The 13,756-nt window shown below is 61.5% G+C and carries 18 protein-coding genes; 8 read left to right on the top strand and 10 right to left on the bottom strand.

Annotated elements, in window-relative coordinates; genetic code table 11:
* Nucleotides 1-27 precede the first annotated feature (27 nt).
* On the bottom strand, nt 28-1,545 hold the full coding sequence (gene betC / locus LIX93_RS09475; protein ID WP_226503781.1) for a choline-sulfatase: 1,518 nt from the start codon (nt 1,543-1,545) through the stop codon (nt 28-30).
* A gap of 115 nt (nt 1,546-1,660) precedes the next feature.
* Here betC and LIX93_RS09470 point away from each other — a divergent pair, with 115 nt between their 5' ends.
* Nucleotides 1,661-2,590: a LysR family transcriptional regulator gene (locus LIX93_RS09470; RefSeq protein WP_226503780.1), complete on the top strand. Its 930-nt coding sequence runs from the start codon at nt 1,661-1,663 to the stop codon at nt 2,588-2,590.
* Nucleotides 2,591-2,759: 169 nt separating this feature from the next.
* On the top strand, nt 2,760-3,089 hold the full coding sequence (locus tag LIX93_RS09465) for a DOPA 4,5-dioxygenase family protein (protein WP_226503779.1): 330 nt from the start codon (nt 2,760-2,762) through the stop codon (nt 3,087-3,089).
* Between the two features lie 79 nt (nt 3,090-3,168).
* Here the strand turns inward: LIX93_RS09465 and LIX93_RS09460 are convergent, their stop codons facing one another.
* From LIX93_RS09460 to trpB, 3 genes are all read right to left on the bottom strand, one after another.
* On the bottom strand, nt 3,169-3,672 hold the full coding sequence (locus tag LIX93_RS09460) for an anti-virulence regulator CigR family protein (RefSeq protein ID WP_226503778.1): 504 nt from the start codon (nt 3,670-3,672) through the stop codon (nt 3,169-3,171).
* A 115-nt stretch (nt 3,673-3,787) separates the two neighbouring features.
* Nucleotides 3,788-4,606, bottom strand: coding sequence for a tryptophan synthase subunit alpha (gene trpA / locus LIX93_RS09455; RefSeq protein WP_226503777.1), 819 nt, complete (start codon nt 4,604-4,606; stop codon nt 3,788-3,790).
* Nucleotides 4,603-5,823 (bottom strand): tryptophan synthase subunit beta, encoded by a 1,221-nt coding sequence (trpB, locus tag LIX93_RS09450; RefSeq protein ID WP_226503776.1) that lies wholly within the window; start codon nt 5,821-5,823, stop codon nt 4,603-4,605. Before trpB ends, trpA begins: the two co-directional genes overlap by 4 nt.
* A 75-nt stretch (nt 5,824-5,898) precedes the next feature.
* On the opposite strand from trpB, the gene LIX93_RS09445 reads away from it, so the two are divergent.
* On the top strand, nt 5,899-6,846 hold the full coding sequence (locus LIX93_RS09445; RefSeq protein WP_275948748.1) for a LysR family transcriptional regulator: 948 nt from the start codon (nt 5,899-5,901) through the stop codon (nt 6,844-6,846).
* 133 nt (nt 6,847-6,979) lie between these two features.
* On the opposite strand, the gene LIX93_RS09440 is transcribed toward LIX93_RS09445, so the two are convergent.
* On the bottom strand, nt 6,980-7,303 hold the full coding sequence (locus LIX93_RS09440; RefSeq protein ID WP_226503774.1) for a DUF883 family protein: 324 nt from the start codon (nt 7,301-7,303) through the stop codon (nt 6,980-6,982).
* Nucleotides 7,304-7,457: 154 nt separating this feature from the next.
* On the opposite strand from LIX93_RS09440, the gene LIX93_RS09435 reads away from it, so the two are divergent.
* On the top strand, nt 7,458-7,673 hold the full coding sequence (locus LIX93_RS09435) for a dodecin (protein WP_226503773.1): 216 nt from the start codon (nt 7,458-7,460) through the stop codon (nt 7,671-7,673).
* 133 nt (nt 7,674-7,806) lie between these two features.
* Nucleotides 7,807-8,031, top strand: coding sequence for a DUF1161 domain-containing protein (locus LIX93_RS09430; RefSeq protein ID WP_226503772.1), 225 nt, complete (start codon nt 7,807-7,809; stop codon nt 8,029-8,031).
* A 171-nt stretch (nt 8,032-8,202) separates the two neighbouring features.
* Here LIX93_RS09430 and LIX93_RS09425 read toward each other — a convergent pair whose 3' ends face one another.
* Nucleotides 8,203-9,204: an LLM class flavin-dependent oxidoreductase gene (locus tag LIX93_RS09425; protein ID WP_226503771.1), complete on the bottom strand. Its 1,002-nt coding sequence runs from the start codon at nt 9,202-9,204 to the stop codon at nt 8,203-8,205.
* Nucleotides 9,205-9,417: 213 nt separating this feature from the next.
* Between LIX93_RS09425 and LIX93_RS09420 the strand changes: the two genes are divergently transcribed.
* Both LIX93_RS09420 and LIX93_RS09415 read left to right on the top strand, forming a co-directional pair.
* Nucleotides 9,418-9,843 carry an OsmC family protein gene (locus tag LIX93_RS09420; protein ID WP_226503770.1) on the top strand — a complete coding sequence of 142 codons (426 nt, stop codon included), beginning with the start codon at nt 9,418-9,420 and terminating at the stop codon, nt 9,841-9,843.
* 158 nt (nt 9,844-10,001) lie between these two features.
* On the top strand, nt 10,002-10,211 hold the full coding sequence (locus LIX93_RS09415) for a DUF1161 domain-containing protein (protein WP_226503769.1): 210 nt from the start codon (nt 10,002-10,004) through the stop codon (nt 10,209-10,211).
* 17 nt (nt 10,212-10,228) lie between these two features.
* On the opposite strand, the gene LIX93_RS09410 is transcribed toward LIX93_RS09415, so the two are convergent.
* Nucleotides 10,229-10,639: a hypothetical protein gene (locus LIX93_RS09410; RefSeq protein ID WP_226503768.1), complete on the bottom strand. Its 411-nt coding sequence runs from the start codon at nt 10,637-10,639 to the stop codon at nt 10,229-10,231.
* A gap of 141 nt (nt 10,640-10,780) precedes the next feature.
* Nucleotides 10,781-11,197, bottom strand: coding sequence for a hypothetical protein (locus LIX93_RS09405; protein WP_226503767.1), 417 nt, complete (start codon nt 11,195-11,197; stop codon nt 10,781-10,783).
* A gap of 103 nt (nt 11,198-11,300) precedes the next feature.
* Between LIX93_RS09405 and LIX93_RS09400 the strand changes: the two genes are divergently transcribed.
* Complete coding sequence (locus tag LIX93_RS09400; protein WP_226504439.1) at nt 11,301-12,383, top strand: aminopeptidase; 1,083 nt, start codon at nt 11,301-11,303, stop codon at nt 12,381-12,383.
* A 101-nt stretch (nt 12,384-12,484) separates the two neighbouring features.
* On the opposite strand, the gene LIX93_RS09395 is transcribed toward LIX93_RS09400, so the two are convergent.
* Nucleotides 12,485-13,138, bottom strand: a complete 654-nt coding sequence (locus LIX93_RS09395; RefSeq protein ID WP_226503766.1) for an HAD family hydrolase — start codon at nt 13,136-13,138, stop codon at nt 12,485-12,487.
* A gap of 13 nt (nt 13,139-13,151) precedes the next feature.
* The gene (locus LIX93_RS09390; protein WP_226503765.1) at nt 13,152-13,700 is read right to left on the bottom strand and encodes a gamma carbonic anhydrase family protein; all 549 of its coding nucleotides are present in this window, start codon (nt 13,698-13,700) and stop codon (nt 13,152-13,154) included.
* Between the last annotated feature and the right edge of the window lie 56 nt (nt 13,701-13,756).

The raw sequence follows: 13,756 nt of genomic DNA, 5'->3' as shown, positions 1-13,756 counted from the left end.
ATTGAGAGTGCACGGTCGGCAGTGTTGTTATTCGAGTGGGCTGGGCTGTGGATAACGTGCCTTGCGCTCCAGGTCATCGAGGTCGATATGGTTGCGCATGTATTGCTGGCTCGCGTCCACGAACGGCTGGTGATCCCAGCTCTTGAGTGTGCCTTGGGTCAGGGACTGGGCGACGAAACGGCGGCGACGCTGGCTGGCCAGGACCTGTTGGCGGATGGCGGGCACGTCCCATTTGGCCCGCGCTTCGGCGAGGAAGGCCGCGAACAAGTCGCGCTGGCCGGCAGCCTGGCTGAGGTCCTCGCGCTCATGAGGGTCGTCGCCCAGGTGATAGAGCAGGCACGGGTCATCTTCGCTGTAGATGAATTTCCATGGGCCGCGACGGATCATCATCAGCGGGCCGACGGTGCCTTCGGCCATATACTCGCCGAACACTTCGTCATGAGCGCCAGCGCCGGTGAGGTGGCCGACGAACGAGCGGCCATCGAGCGGCAAGCCGGGCTCCAGTTGGCCGCCCGCCAGCTCGACCAGGGTCGGCAGCAAGTCAGCGGTGGACACTGACGCGCTCACGCGACCCGCCTCGAATTGCCCCGGCGCGCACACCAGCAGCGGCACGCGCGCGGACATCTCGAACCAGTGCATTTTGTACCAAAGGCCGCGTTCGCCAAGCATGTCGCCATGGTCGCCGGAGAAAACGATGATGGTGTCGTCCATCAGGCCGGTGTCCTCGAGCGTCTGCAAGAGCTTGCCGACGTTGCTGTCGACATAGCTGCAGGCACCGAAATAGGCGCGGCGGGCATCGCTGATTTTCTGCTGCGGCAGCGGTTTGTCCCACAGGTCGTAGACTTTGAGCAGGCGCTGGGAATGAGGGTCGAGTTCATCCTGCCCCGGCACGTTTTGCGGCAAAGGGATTTCTACGTCGGCGTACAGATCCCAGAACGGTTTGGGAATGGTGTAAGGATCGTGCGGATGGGTCATCGACACGGTCAGGCAGAAGGGCTGGTCGCCGTCTTTGCGGATGTGATCGAACAGATATTGCTGCGCCTTGAACACCACCTCTTCATCGAAATCCAGCTGGTTGGTGCGCACGCATGGCCCGGCCTGCAGCACCGATGCCATGTTGTGATACCAGCTCGGGCGCACATCTGGCTCGTCCCAGTTCACTGCCCAGCCGTAGTCGGCGGGGTAGATATCGCTGGTCAGGCGTTGTTCGTAACCGTGCAGTTGATCCGGACCGCAAAAGTGCATCTTGCCCGACAACGCAGTGTGGTAGCCCAGGCGGCGCAGGTAATGGGCGTAGGTGGGCACGTCGGCGGCGAAATCGGCGGCGTTGTCGTAGGCGCCGATCTTGCTGGGCAACTGGCCGCTGACCAGGGTGAAGCGCGAGGGGGCGCACAGCGGACTGTTGCAGTAGGCGGAATCGAACACCACGCCTTTCTCGGCCAGGCGACTCAGGTGCGGCATTTTGATGGGGGACGGGGCGTAAAACGGCAGCAGGGGCGCGGCCATCTGGTCGGCCATGATGAAAAGAATGTTCTTGTGCTTCATGGGCTCGCGTCGTTCCATAGTGGAGAGTTATGCGATATCGCTGAGCCGCAGGATGCCGTTGCAGGCAGGGGGCGGTAAAGCCCATGCAACATAATGACTAGGATAAGCACAGCTTATGTTCGAGAGCCTCGGCAGCTTGTCGCTGGATTTGTTGCGCGCCTTCGAGGCCGCAGCGCGGCACCGCAGCTTCACTGCGGCGGCGCAGGAGCTGGGCACCACCCAGCCGGCGGTGAGCCAGCAGATCAAGCGCCTGGAAGAGCAGCTCGCCACGCGCCTGTTTGATCGGGTCTACCGCGGCATCGAACTGACTGATGCCGGGGCGTTACTGTTCGAGCAGGTCCAGCTAGGATTGTTGAATATCGATGCCTGTTTGCATCGGATCACTGCGCAATCGCAACACGAAGTGCTGCAGGTCTCCACCGATTTCGCCTTTGCCGCCTATTGGCTGATGCCGCGCCTGCATGGCTTCCACCAACTTTATCCACAGGTCGACGTCAGCCTGGTGACCAGCGAGCGCAGCTACTCGATGCTGCGCAGTGATATCGACGTCGCCATCCTGTTCGGCGACGGTCGCTTCAATCAAGGTGAAAGTCATTGGTTGTTCGGTGAAGAAGTCTTCCCCGTGTGCAGTCCAAAATTGCTGGAAGGCCGTGCTACTCCACTCCCCGTGACTGCATTGGCCGATTTGCCCCTGCTGCACTTGCGCGGCGAGAGCAGCCATCACTGGTTCGACTGGACCGGGCTGTTCCGCGCGCTGGACATCCCAGGGGCACCCGCCTCGGGCCAGCTGCGTTTCGACAACTACACCTTGCTGATCCAGGCGGCGATTGCCGGCCAGGGCGTGGCCATTGGCTGGCGCCACCTGGTAGACGCGCTGCTCGAACAAGGCCTGCTGTGCCGCCCCGTGGAAGAAACGGCCCGCTCGCCGATGGGTTATTACGTGGTGTTGCCGCAGCGCAAACGCCGCGGCGAAATGATCGACCGGTTCGTGGAGTGGCTGCGCGAGGAGCAGGTGGGTGGCCAGTGGTTGCGGATTGATTCTTGAGGCTGCATGGAATCTTCCTGCAGTCGCGTCGGAATGAGACGACATACGATAGCGACTAGTCCCACTATGGCTGGCGTACAGGCTATAAGCGCTGGTCCCCAAAGCATGCTTTGCCTCGACAAAACCGATAATCTTGCGGATATCGCTTTTCCACCGAGGTCCTCCCCCCGTGTCCACCATCCACTCCTATCACGCTCACATCTACTACGACGCCAGCACCCTGCCCCAGGCCCGCGCGTTATGCGAAGAAGCTGTGCGGGTGTTCGGGTTGAAGATGGGCCGTCTGCACGAGCGCCCGGTAGGGCCGCATCCGGACTGGAGCTGCCAGTTGACCGTGGCGGTCGAGGATATCGGGGCGGTGTTGGGGTGGTTGGCGTTGAATCGCAATGGACTGGTGGTGTTTACGCACCCGGAAACGGGCGATGAGCTGGCGGATCACGCCAACCATGCCATCTGGATGGGGGCGGTAAGACCGTTGGATCTGAGTATTTTCGGGTAACGAAATGCACTTGTAGCGAGGGGGCAAGCCCCCTCGCTACAGGGATCGGTTCGACGCGTCGGTACGTCGCAGAGTGAGGTCAGTTCAGCACGTTGTCCAGAATCTCGTAGACCAGGCCGGTTCCGATCGCGACCAGCACTACGTCGCTGCCCAGCCGGCGCCATTGGTAGCCATCATAGTGCGGCAGGTGGCGCAGTGCACCGGCGTCCAGCGGACGGCCGTAACCGCGTGGCAATGGACGACCGCGTTCGACGTGGATGTTCGGTGGCAGCGGGTTGCCGCGACCGAAGCTGCCACGGTTTTGCGAGATGGTCTGGCGCACCGGACCGAAGTCTTGCGGCGGACGGTTGCCACCCTGATTGCCGCGGTTGCTTTGCTGATTGCCGTGACCGGCGCCGTTGCCCCCGCCCTGGTGGCCGTGATTCTGCTGTTGCTGCTGACCTTGCTGACCCTGCGGTCCTTGCTGATGTTGCTCACCACCACCCTGGCCGCGATCATCCGGCCCTGGAGCCGCTTGCAACAGCGGGGTCACACCAACCAGCACGATACCCATGGCAGCGATCAGCGGTTTTGGCAATTTCATCAAATGTATCCTCAGGCACTAACAGCAAAAAAGGGAGGCCGCCCAAAGCGACCTCCCTTTGTTCTTGCAGCGTTAGTCCCTGAAAACAGGGGCTAATTCCTTTGTATCAGGAACTTTACGCTTGTCTGACGCGGGCTTTACGCACGCCGTCGGCCAGGGCCTTGCACAGTGTCAGTACATCGTCGACCGCTTGATCGGCATTGGCCGCTTTAGCGACCTTGTCGACCAGTGCCGAGCCGACTACCACGCCGTCGGCCAGGCGCGCTATTGCTGCGGCCTGCTCGGGGGTGCGGATACCGAAGCCGACGCTGATCGGCAGGTCGGTATGGCGGCGCAGGCGCTCGATGGCGCTGCTGACCTGATCGCTGGTGGCGGAGCCGGCACCGGTCACGCCCGCTACGGAGACGTAGTAGACGAAGCCTGAGCTGCGCTCGAGCACGGTGGGCAGACGTACGTCATCCGTGGTCGGGGTGGTCAGGCGGATGAAGTCGATACCGGAAGCCTGGGCCGGGGTCGCCAGCTCGGCATCGTGCTCCGGTGGCAGGTCGACGATGATCAGGCCATCGACGCCAGCAGCCTTGGCCTCGGCGACGAATGCCTCGACGCCAAAGCGGTGGATGGGGTTGTAGTAACCCATCAGCACGATCGGCGTGGTGCTGTCGTCGACGCGGAACTCGCGGACCATCTTCAAGGTTTTCGCCAGAGTCTGCCCGGCTTCCAAGGCGCGCAAGGTCGCCAGCTGAATGGCGATGCCGTCGGCCATCGGGTCGGTGAAGGGCATGCCCAGCTCGATGACGTCGGCGCCAGCGGCTGGCAGGCCCTTGAGGATCGCCAGCGATGCATCGTAGCCAGGGTCGCCGGCGGTCACGAAGGTCACCAGCGCGGCGCGGCCTTCGGCCTTGAGGTCGGCGAAGCGTTGTTCAAGGCGGCTCATACCGATTTCTCCTGGGTAGCGGCCATGTGGTTCATGACGGTTTGCATGTCCTTGTCGCCACGGCCCGACAGGCACACGACCATGAGGTGGTCCTTGGGCAGGGTCGGCGCGCGCTTGATCACTTCGGCCAGAGCGTGAGCGGTTTCCAGCGCCGGGATGATGCCTTCCAGACGGCAGCTGGTGTGGAACGCGGCCAGGGCTTCGTCGTCGGTGATGCTGGTGTAGTTGACGCGCTTGATCTCATGCAACCAGGCGTGCTCGGGGCCGATGCCCGGGTAATCGAGGCCGGCCGAGATCGAATGGGCGTCGGTGATCTGGCCGTCGTCGTCCTGCAGCAGGTAGGTGCGGTTGCCGTGCAGTACGCCCGGCACGCCGCCGTTCAGGCTGGCCGCGTGTTTGCCGGATTCGACGCCGTGGCCGGCGGCTTCGACGCCGATGATTTCGACGCTGGCGTCATCCAGGAACGGGTGGAACAGGCCCATGGCGTTCGAGCCACCGCCCACGCAGGCGATCAGGCTGTCGGGCAGACGGCCTTCCTTCTCCTGCATCTGCTCTTTGGTTTCCTTGCCGATGATCGACTGGAAGTCGCGAACCATGGCCGGGTAAGGGTGCGGGCCGGCGACGGTGCCGATCAGGTAGAAGGTGTCTTCGACGTTGGTGACCCAGTCACGCAGGGCGTCGTTCATGGCGTCCTTGAGGGTGCCGGTGCCAGAGGTGACCGGGACGATCTCGGCGCCCAGCAGCTTCATGCGGAACACGTTGGCCTGCTGGCGCTCGATGTCGGTGGCACCCATGTAGATCACGCAAGGCAGGCCGAAACGCGCGGCGACGGTGGCGGTGGCCACGCCGTGCATGCCGGCGCCGGTTTCGGCGATCAGGCGTTTTTTGCCCATGCGCTTGGCCAACAGCACCTGGCCGATGCAGTTGTTCACCTTGTGGGCGCCAGTGTGGTTGAGTTCTTCACGTTTGAAGAAGATTTTCGCGCCACCCAGGTGCTCGGTCAGGCGTTCGGCGAAATACAGGGGGTTCGGACGGCCGATATAGTCGCGCTGAAAATACGCCAGCTGCTCGAGGAATTCAGGATCGACCTTGGCCGCCTCGTATTCGCGGGCCAGGTCCAGCACCAGTGGCATCAGGGTTTCGGCTACGTAGCGGCCGCCGAATGCACCGAACAGGCCGTTGGCGTCGGGGCCGTTGCGCAAATTGCTCTGGGTCATGGAACGCTCCAGTGATCAAGAAAGAGGTTGGACATCAAATGTCGATGGGAATAACTGTAGTCACCCCGCGAGCAGATGAAAACCGATAAGATTGCCGCAACCTGTCAGGAAACCTCACATATCATCATGAGCCGTGACCTCCCCCCTCTGAATGCCCTGCGGGCCTTCGAAGCCGCCGCCCGGCTGAACAGCGTCAGCCTGGCGGGTGAACAGTTGCATGTGACCCATGGCGCCGTCAGCCGCCAGATCAAGGTGCTTGAAGAGCATCTGGGCGTGGCCTTGTTCAGCAAGGATGGGCGCGGCGTTAAACTCACAGATGCCGGTGTGCGCTTACGTGACGCCAGCAGCGATGCGTTCGAGCGTTTGCGCGGCGTATGCAGCGAGATCAGCCAAGGCAGTGCCGACGCGCCATTTGTGCTGGGCTGTTCCGGCAGCCTGTTGGCACGCTGGTTCATTCCGCGGCTGGGGCGCTTGAATGCTGACTTGCCGGATCTGCGCCTGCACCTGTCTGCCGGGGAAGGTGATCTCGATCCGCGCCGGCCCGGGCTCGACGCCTTGCTGGTATTCGCCGAGCCGCCGTGGCCCGCGGACATGCAGATATTCGAGCTGGCCAGCGAGCGTATCGGCCCGGTAGTCAGCCCGCGCTTCGTCGGCTTCGAACGGCTGCGCGGGGCACCGGTCAGCGCGTTGCAGTACGAGACGCTGCTGCAGACCACCTCGCGGTTGCAGGCATGGCCCAGTTGGGCGCAGCAAAATGGCATAGCGGTCGACGCGCTGCGTTACGGGCAAGCGTTCGAGCATCTGTATTATTTGCTGGAAGCGGCGGTCGCCGGACTGGGGATCGCGATTGCGCCCGAGCCATTGGTGGCGGACGACTTGAATGCAGGTCGGCTGGCAGCGCCTTGGGGATTTACTGAAACCCCAGCCCGCCTGGCGTTGTGGGTGCCGCGGCGCGCCGCAGATGGGCGCGCGCAGCAACTGGCGCAGTGGCTCAAAGCCGAGTTGCAGCGCCAGCCCGTGTGATGCCTAAGACGCCTTCGCGGGCAAGCCGTGCTCCTGCAGTTGCTCGCTGCTGTAACTATTTGCAGCGCGGGACCAAAGCTTGCTCGCGACCGGGCCCTGAGAGCATCGTCACGGGTACGGCGTATTACCGAATTCAGTCACGCTTGGTGATCAGGTACGCAGCCAACAGGCCGAGCGCGCCGACGGCCACACCAGCGGTGGTCCACGGGTGTTCCTGAGCGTAGTCGCGGGTGGCGACGCTGGTTTCGCGGGTTTTGACTTTCACTTCTTCATAGACATCGCTGAGCAGATGACGCGAGTGCTTGAGGGCATTCTCGGCATTGGCCTTGAGCGCCTTGAGGGTTTTCAACGACTCTCCGGACGCGTCCTCCTTCAGGCTCTCCAGTGACTTGAGCAGGCTTTCGATTTCGGCTTCCATGCTCTGCAGCGAGGCTTTGCGTAACGAAGTATTGGCCATGGTGACTTCTCCTTGGGGATGAGTTGCGGTGTAGTTTCCGACTGCGCGCTGTGCAGAAAGTGCAGTGCGGGTGAACTTTTCCCGTGTATTTCCCCACAGATGTACAAGACCACAGCGCTGTCACGCTGAAATCAGACCACTAGGGAGAACCACCATGAGCGACCATCACACGTACAAGAAGATCGAACTCGTCGGCTCCTCGCCGACCAGCATCGAAGATGCGATCAACAATGCCCTGGCCGAGGCCAGTAAGAGCCTGAAAAATCTGGAATGGTTTGAAGTCACCGAGACCCGAGGCCACATCGAGGCTGGGCGCGCGGCGCACTTTCAGGTGACGTTGAAGGTCGGCTTCCGCATCGAGCACAGCTGATCGGAAATTCCCTACATCAGCGCCCGATATTTCGGGCTGGCTGAGGTGGGTTTATTCGGCTACAAGTAGCGGGCGCTGACCAAATTCGGGAGGCGCCCATTTTATTGTTTGATCCGACCAGGGAATGTGACCGATGAAGAAGTTTCTGTTGGCGGTAAGTTTGTTGAGTATTGCCAGTGGCGCATTTGCGGCAGGCAAGTCGTGTGATGACCTCAAGGGCGAGATCGACGCCAAGATCAAGGCCAAAGGTGCGTCGGGCTACTCGCTTGACGTAGTCGCCAAGGGCGCAGGAGCGGATGCCAAAGTGGTCGGGACTTGCGAGGCAGGCAGCAAAGAGATCGTGTACAAGAAAGGCTGATGATTCAGATGCAGAAAAACCGGCTTGGATGCCGGCTTTTTGCTGTGTGAGGTGCTGGAATATGGATGGCTCAGGGGCCCTTTCGCGGGCAAGCCTTGCTCCCACAGAGAAGTCGTACCCCTGTGGGAGCAAGGCTTGCCCGCGAAGAGGCCAGCCCTGCATGGCCATATTTCAGCCCCTGACCGCCTGCGCCAGCAACTCGAACGAGCGAATCCGGTCGGCGTGTTCGTACAGATCGCAGGTAAAGATCAGTTCGTCTGCCTGGGTTTGCTCGACCAATACTTCCAACTTGGCGCGAACCTTGGCCGGGCTGCCGATCATCGCCAGGCCGAGGAAGTCCCCTACCGCCTCGCGCTCGTGGGGCAGCCACAGGCCTTCCATCGATTCCACCGGTGGCTGTTGCATCAAGCTCTTGCCACGCATGAGGTTGAGGATGCGCCGGTACACCGACGTCGCCAGATATTCCGCGCGCTCGTCCGTCTCGGCCACCACCAACGGCACCCCGAGCATCACGTAGGGCTCGTCGAGCACGGCGGAAGGCTGGAAGTGGTTGCGATACACGCGGATCGCCTCGTGCATGTAGCGCGGTGCGAAGTGCGAGGCGAAGGCATAGGGCAAGCCGCGCATGCCTGCCAGCTGGGCGCTGAACAGGCTTGAACCCAGCAGCCAGATGGGGATGTTGGTATCACTGCCCGGTACGGCGATGACCTTTTGCTCGGGGAAGCGCGGGCCCAGGTATTCGATCAGTTCGGCGACGTCATCAGGAAAGTCGTCGGAGCTGCCAGAGCGCTCGCGGCGCAGGGCGCGGGCGGTCATCTGATCCGAACCAGGCGCGCGGCCCAGGCCCAGGTCGATACGGCCCGGATACAGGCTTTCGAGCGTGCCGAACTGTTCGGCGATCACCAGCGGCGCGTGGTTGGGCAGCATCACCCCGCCGCTACCGACGCGGATGGTCGAGGTGCCGCCGGCCAGATACCCCAGCAACACCGAGGTGGCCGAGCTGGCGATGCCGTCCATGTTGTGGTGTTCGGCCACCCAGAAGCGGTTGTAGCCGAAGCGCTCGACGTGTTGCGCCAGGTCCAGCGAGTTGCGCAGCGATTGCGCCGCGCCCTTGTCGGCGCGCACGGGCACCAGGTCGAGGGTGGAAATCTTGATATCGGCGAGTCGTTTCATAAGGCTTGAACATCCTCTGCTGGGTCGATGCACCCCGACAGTTACCAGGGCGCATGACCGTGTGATCATCGCGTCACAGGCGTGGGTTCATGATATGGGCATATCCACCTAATTCAATACCTGCTTTGCAATCGGTCTGAACTTGCTGACGAGCGTCACCTCTGAATAGGGTGACGGTACTTATTTTCGAGTGCGACCCTTACGGAGGTTTTCATGAAAAAGACAGCATCGGCAATTTGGGAAGGTGATCTGAAGCAGGGCAAAGGCCAGATTTCTACGGAAAGCGGCGCGCTGCGCAACACTCCCTATGGTTTCAATACACGCTTCGAAGGCGTGCCCGGTACCAATCCGGAAGAATTGATCGGCGCCGCTCATGCGGGCTGCTTCTCGATGGCGCTGTCGATGATTCTGGGCGAGGCAAATCTGACTCCAGAACGTATCGACACGACCGCTGAAGTGACGTTGGACAAGCAGGCAGATGGTTTCGCCATCACTGCTGTGCACCTGATTCTCAAGGCTAAAGTGCCAGGCGCTACGCAAGAGCAGTTCCTTGAGCTGGCCAACAAGGCCAAGGCGGGTTGCCCAGTATCCAAGGTGCTCAAGGGTGCCGAGATCAGCCTGGATGCAACACTGCTGTGATGAATGAGCCTGTCTGTGGGAGTGGGTCCTGCCCACGAAGCGAACACCTCGGTGTGGTGCGAGGCCCAGTCACGCTAGCCGATCGTTCGGTTGTTCGTGGTGGCCTCTACGCGGGCACAGCCCGCTCCCACAGGCGGGTGTGGTTGGCGCTCGGGTTGATGATTGTGGCCGGCAACGCGCTGGCGGCGCCCAAGGCGTGCGAGGATTTGAAGGCCGAGATCGAGGCCAAGATTCAGGCGCAAGGCGTGACGTCTTACACGTTGGAGATCATCACCGCCGAAGAAGCCAAGAGCCAGGATCCGGCGATGATCGTCGGGTCCTGCAACTTTGGCCGCATGAAGATCATCTACCAAAAGAACGATCGCTGACCCTGTAGCCGCTGCAGTCAATACAGACAGCTTTGCTGATTGTCGTCACCGACGATAGCGCCACTGGCATCGTGCAGCCTTGCCTCAGGCGAAATCCCCAGCACCCATCCTTCCAGACGATACCGTTGACCGGCCTTGAAGTTCGGATATTCCACGCGCATGTAGCAGGTACGGTATTGCGGATCGTTCCATCTCGCCCCCCAGGTGACCTCGTAATCGAAGCGAATCAGCAAGGTGTGCGGCCCAGGGGTGACCTGAAAGTAACGGCCGTCATCCAGGCGTTTGCCGTCCAAGCGCTCGGCCATGACCAGTCGGCCAGTCTGGGTGTAGAGGTCGATCCAGGCCATTTGCGGATTTTCGGGCGGCAGCGGCGGTAACGCGCAAGCGCTCAGCAAGCTGACCAGTGACAGGGGAAGCAGGTGGCGCATGGCGGACTCCGCAGGTGATGTTCGAAGCATATCACCGCTCAAGCCCCACGACCCTCCTGTGGTAGCGGGCGCTGGTCGCTAGTAGGTCCACAGCATCGCTGCACCTCTTGTGCTTAACCTAGGCTTGGTCTCCCCGCTACCTCAAGCGCTCTGGCACCCGGTCGGTTTGGCCTGGCCAACTACCTTGCGCTGCTGGTCATAGAGTTTTGCCCACGGCTGAAAGCCCAGGCTGCCGGCTTCCAGCTCATAGCGCTCGCCCGCATTGAAGGTCTTGAAGTTCAGGCTCATCTGGCAGTCGCGCCACAGGGTTTCGCTGTTGGGGCCGATATTGGTGGGGTCGACGGCAAACTGATAGCGTACTTTGAGTTCATGGCTGCCGGGTTGTACTTCGAAATAACGTTTGTCGGTCCAGTCATGGGCATCCACTTGTTCAGCACGCAGCGAGGTGTCTGCCTTGGGGTGCAGGTCGATCCAGGCTTGATTAGGATCGGGATCGGGCAGGGTGCTGCAGCCGGACAGCATGGCCACCACCGTACAGACGAACAATATTTCACGCATGGCAAAACTCCGAAGAGGCAACATGGTGCCCTGCCCGCCTATAGCGTCGTAACTGACAACGCGGACGGATTTTGTACATAGAGCGGGACAACCGATGGCGCAGATGGGATTTTTTTCGTTGGTACGCTCAAACCTTGGCTCACTCGACCTTTTTTTTCGGGTGTTGGTTCCCTTGGCGCTCCTCGGGCTGCTCAGTGGTTGCTCCACCCTGAGCTATTACGGGCAGCTGGCGGACGGCCAGTGGCAGCTGTTGCGTGGGCGGCAGCCGGTGACCGCCGTCATCGCTGATCCAGCCACCGACGCCAGGTTGCGCGCGCGCCTCGAGCGCTCTCAGGCGGCGCGGGATTTCGCCAGCCAGCAACTGCATCTGCCGGATAACCGCAGCTATCGGTTGTATGTGGATATCCATAGACCGTCAGTGGTGTGGAACGTGTTCGCGACGGCGGAGTTTTCCCTCAATCCGCAAACCCACTGCTTCCCTATCGCCGGCTGCGTGGCATACCGCGGGTATTACAGCCAGGGCGCGGCTCGAGGGGCGGCGGCGTTACAGCGCCAGCAGGGCATGGATGTCTATGTGGGGGGCGTAGAGGCCTATTCGACCCTGGGCTGGTTCGATGACCCCATCATCAGCTCGATGATGACCTGGGGCGATGAGCGCCTCGCCACGCTGATTTTCCACGAGCTGGCTCATCAGAATTTCTACGTGAAGAACGACACCGAATTCAACGAGTCCTACGCCACCTTTGTCGAGCAGGAAGGCACCAGGCAGTGGCGCGCAGCGCGTGGGCTGGCACCGGCTGACGTGGATCTGAACCGTCAGCTTGATCAGTTCACCCAGCTGGTGCTCGAGACTCGCGAGCGACTTCAGCAACTTTATGCGCAGCCATTGACCCGCGATGCCATGCGCAGTGCCAAGGCAGCCGAGTTTGCGCACATGCGCCAGCAGTATGAAGCGCTCAAGGTCAGCCAATGGGGCGGCAAGGGCCGGTTCGACGCTTGGGTGTATTCGCCGTTGAACAATGCGAAGTTGCTGCCGTTCGGGCTGTACGACCAGTACGTGCCGGCGTTTGCGCAGGTGTTCAAGCAGGTGAACGGTGACTGGCCGGCGTTCTACACTGAGGTCCGACGCCTGGGCGGGTTGCCGGCGGATGAGCGCAAGGCATTCCTCCAGCAATTGATGCGCTGAGGCTGATGGCCCCTTCGCGGGCAGAGCCCGCTCCCACGTTGGCCGCATTCACCTGTGGGAGTGAGTTCTGCTCGCGAAGGGGCCGTGAGCTCGCCGCTGGCCTATGGCATTTGCAGGAACGCGCCACGCAACTCGGCCAACGTCTCGAAATGCCAAGTCGGCTGCTCGGCCTGCAGCTCTTCCCGACTGCCAAACCCATACCCCACCGCCGCTACATCCAGGCCGTTGAGCTTGCCACCGATCAAATCATGCTTGCGGTCGCCAATCATCAAGGTATGCACGGGATCGAGCCGTTCCTGCTCGAGAATGTGCCTAATCAGCTCGACCTTGTTGGTCCGTGTGCCGTCCAGCTCGCTGCCGTAGATCACCTTGAAATGCCGAGCGAAGTCGAAATGTCGGGCGATCTCGCGGGCGAATTCCCACGGTTTGGAAGTGGCGATATACAGGTGTCTGCCCTGCGCTACCAAGGTCTCCAGCAAGTCCACGACGCCATCGAACACCTGGTTTTCGTAAATGCCGGTCACTTTGAAGCGATCACGATAATGATTCAGCGCCTCCCAGCCCCGCGCCTCGTCGAAGCCATAGGCAAGCATGAACTGCTCCAGCAGCGGCGGTCCGATAAAATGCTCCAGCGCCACCAGGTCCGGCTCGTCGATACCCAGCTTGGCCAGCGCATACTGCACCGAGCGGGTGATGCCCAGGCGCGGGTCGGTCAGCGTGCCATCGAGGTCGAACAGAATATTTTGATAATGCATGAGGGTCCCGATCTTATTCGCTCTGGTCGAAGCCTTCGGCCAGATGTTGGTCCTTGAGCTTCACGTAGTTGCCTGCGGTGTAGGTAAAGAACGCCCGCTCCTTGTCGGTCAAAGGCCGTGCCTGTTTGACCGGGCTGCCGACGTAGAGATAGCCACTCTCCAGCCGCTTGCCCGGCGGCACCAGGCTGCCGGCGCCGATGATCACCTCGTCCTCGACCACTGCGCCGTCCATCACGGTGCTGCCCATGCCCACCAGAATGCGACTGCCCAGAGTGCAACCGTGGAGCATGACCTTGTGGCCGATGGTCACGTCGTCGCCGATGATCAGGGGGAAGCCCTCCGGATTGAACGGCCCCGCATGGGTGATGTGCAACACGCTCGCGTCCTGCACGCTGGTGCGCTGGCCGATCCGAATGCGGTGCATGTCGCCGCGGATTACCGTCAGTGGCCACACCGAGCTGTCGGCGCCCAGTTCGACATCGCCGATGACCACCGCCGAGCGGTCGACGAAGACCCGCTCGCCCAGCGCTGGGGTGTGCTTGTGGAATGTACGAATGGCCACGATAGTCTCCTTCTTTGATAGCGATAGCTGCGGTCAGCGTCGATTGTAATTAAGAT

The organism is Pseudomonas sp. MWU16-30317 (assembly GCF_020515695.1).
Lineage (GTDB): Bacteria > Pseudomonadota > Gammaproteobacteria > Pseudomonadales > Pseudomonadaceae > Aquipseudomonas.
This window is presented reverse-complemented; position numbering and strand designations above follow the sequence as displayed.

Bases quoted from the DNA above. Each gene is read 5' to 3' on its own strand.
- betC (WP_226503781.1), bottom strand. From the start codon at position 1,545: ATGAAGCACAAGAACATTCTTTTCATCATGGCCGACCAGATGGCCGCG.
- LIX93_RS09470 (WP_226503780.1), top strand. From the start codon at position 1,661: ATGTTCGAGAGCCTCGGCAGCTTGTCGCTGGATTTGTTGCGCGCCTTC.
- LIX93_RS09460 (WP_226503778.1), bottom strand. From the start codon at position 3,672: ATGAAATTGCCAAAACCGCTGATCGCTGCCATGGGTATCGTGCTGGTT.
- trpA (WP_226503777.1), bottom strand. From the start codon at position 4,606: ATGAGCCGCCTTGAACAACGCTTCGCCGACCTCAAGGCCGAAGGCCGC.
- trpB (WP_226503776.1), bottom strand. From the start codon at position 5,823: ATGACCCAGAGCAATTTGCGCAACGGCCCCGACGCCAACGGCCTGTTC.
- LIX93_RS09445 (WP_275948748.1), top strand. From the start codon at position 5,899: ATGAAAACCGATAAGATTGCCGCAACCTGTCAGGAAACCTCACATATC.
- LIX93_RS09440 (WP_226503774.1), bottom strand. From the start codon at position 7,303: ATGGCCAATACTTCGTTACGCAAAGCCTCGCTGCAGAGCATGGAAGCC.
- LIX93_RS09435 (WP_226503773.1), top strand. From the start codon at position 7,458: ATGAGCGACCATCACACGTACAAGAAGATCGAACTCGTCGGCTCCTCG.
- LIX93_RS09430 (WP_226503772.1), top strand. From the start codon at position 7,807: ATGAAGAAGTTTCTGTTGGCGGTAAGTTTGTTGAGTATTGCCAGTGGC.
- LIX93_RS09425 (WP_226503771.1), bottom strand. From the start codon at position 9,204: ATGAAACGACTCGCCGATATCAAGATTTCCACCCTCGACCTGGTGCCC.
- LIX93_RS09420 (WP_226503770.1), top strand. From the start codon at position 9,418: ATGAAAAAGACAGCATCGGCAATTTGGGAAGGTGATCTGAAGCAGGGC.
- LIX93_RS09415 (WP_226503769.1), top strand. From the start codon at position 10,002: ATGATTGTGGCCGGCAACGCGCTGGCGGCGCCCAAGGCGTGCGAGGAT.
- LIX93_RS09410 (WP_226503768.1), bottom strand. From the start codon at position 10,639: ATGCGCCACCTGCTTCCCCTGTCACTGGTCAGCTTGCTGAGCGCTTGC.
- LIX93_RS09405 (WP_226503767.1), bottom strand. From the start codon at position 11,197: ATGCGTGAAATATTGTTCGTCTGTACGGTGGTGGCCATGCTGTCCGGC.
- LIX93_RS09400 (WP_226504439.1), top strand. From the start codon at position 11,301: ATGGGATTTTTTTCGTTGGTACGCTCAAACCTTGGCTCACTCGACCTT.
- LIX93_RS09395 (WP_226503766.1), bottom strand. From the start codon at position 13,138: ATGCATTATCAAAATATTCTGTTCGACCTCGATGGCACGCTGACCGAC.